We start from the raw sequence: 1,343 nt of genomic DNA, 5'->3' as shown, positions 1-1,343 counted from the left end.
GCACATGGTACGACGGTAGCGACATCGAAAACATACTCGAAGAATATCCACAATTCAAAAAATGGTTCGACGAACACCACACCATTGACGAAATTGACTGCTTCACTGTGTGCGATGTTGAAGAATGGTTTGAAGACTTCACAGAAACATGGATTAACCCAAAACTTGCCCAGCATAGTGAGCTTCCCTACACGCTCTTGTATCAAAGTATCGACATTGAACTGCTTGCCCAGAATTGTTCTGAAGTTGAAGACGGTGGCGCCACTTTCAGCTTCGATAAAGAAACCGGCTTATGCCTCTGCCTGGCATACTAACAAGGCAAGGAGGAGAGGAACGTGTTATGAAAAGAATATTTTTACCGTCAGCATTCAAACATCACTTCACGAAAGCAGAAATAAATTATGCGTTAGACAACCCTATTGCTGTAGTAGAAAATTTCGATGCGAGCCGAATAGATAGCAACGTATTAAATACGTTGTATATTGGAAGAACAAAGAAAAAGACTCTGCTTGAAATTATCACATTCCAGAAAAATGATACGCTGATAATTTTTCACTGTATGAAATTAAGAAAAAAGAATATGCATTACTTGAGTGAGGAGTAAAGAATGAGACTGACTAAAAAGGAGAGAGAAGAATACGAGGCAATTGCTCAAGATTTTCTTTCTCGAATCGAAAGCGATGAAGAATATCCACTGCCAGATAACGCGAAAATTTACCGTGGTGAAGAAGCACGCGAGTATGTGCGCCGTCAAAATTTCCGACCGACACTTAGACAAAGGCTCAGTGCTCTCAATCCATTTGCTCATAGATTTCATTTTTATTTGAGTCGTGAAGTGAAAGAAAAAATTGTGACACTTGCAAGGCGTGAGCAGATGAGTGTGAACGAGTTTCTTATCCAAGCAAGTGAGGAATATATCAAGAACCATCACACGAAAACCATCGCATAAAAATATTTTTTTCGGCGCACCCTGATGTGCGCCTTTTCCATTTTTGCTCTCGACATTTTTGCAGCAACGCCACGAGGGTTGTAAAATTTTTCGTTCCTGTTTTCACTCTCATCGTGCAAAAATTTTCACCTCGCGCGTGATTTTCCGTGGCACTGTTTTCATAAAAAGGTTCTAGAGTTCTTCAAAAATTTTTCTTCTCTTTTATGAAAAATTCTTCTAAGAATTTTTCATAAACCAACCCCCACATCTTTAACCCATTTTTCTTAAAACTATCCACAGATTTTTCTTCAGAAACATAAAAATAAAAGTTTTTTAACTTTAAGGAACCCATATCATTTTTAGAGGGGTGGTGGAGTGTCCTTGTGGACTGGGTTGTGTGCTGCTTAACGCTTGT

Annotated in this window: 3 protein-coding genes; 2 read left to right on the top strand and 1 reads right to left on the bottom strand. The window is 39.1% G+C overall.

Annotation, left to right across the window (positions count from 1 at the left end):
* Both ACFQY8_RS03105 and ACFQY8_RS03100 read left to right on the top strand, forming a co-directional pair.
* A partial coding sequence (locus ACFQY8_RS03105; protein ID WP_377938453.1) for a hypothetical protein occupies nucleotides 1–314 on the top strand: 314 nt, incomplete at its 5' end.
* Between the two features lie 293 nt (nucleotides 315–607).
* Nucleotides 608–949: a hypothetical protein gene (locus ACFQY8_RS03100; protein ID WP_377938452.1), complete on the top strand. Its 342-nt coding sequence runs from the start codon at nucleotides 608–610 to the stop codon at nucleotides 947–949.
* 181 nt (nucleotides 950–1,130) lie between these two features.
* On the opposite strand, the gene ACFQY8_RS03095 is transcribed toward ACFQY8_RS03100, so the two are convergent.
* Nucleotides 1,131–1,343, bottom strand: a 213-nt coding sequence (locus tag ACFQY8_RS03095; protein ID WP_377938451.1) for a hypothetical protein, incomplete at its 5' end; no start/stop codon positions are given.

It is taken from the genome of Alloscardovia venturai (genome assembly GCF_042676605.1).
Classification (GTDB): Bacteria; Actinomycetota; Actinomycetes; order Actinomycetales; family Bifidobacteriaceae; genus Alloscardovia; species Alloscardovia venturai.
Note: the sequence above shows the minus strand (reverse complement) of the source record. Positions and strands in the feature narration are given on the sequence as shown.

What these genes read in the sequence shown, in the direction of transcription:
- ACFQY8_RS03100 (WP_377938452.1), top strand. Translation starts at nt 608, where the DNA reads ATGAGACTGACTAAAAAGGAGAGAGAAGAATACGAGGCAATTGCTCAA.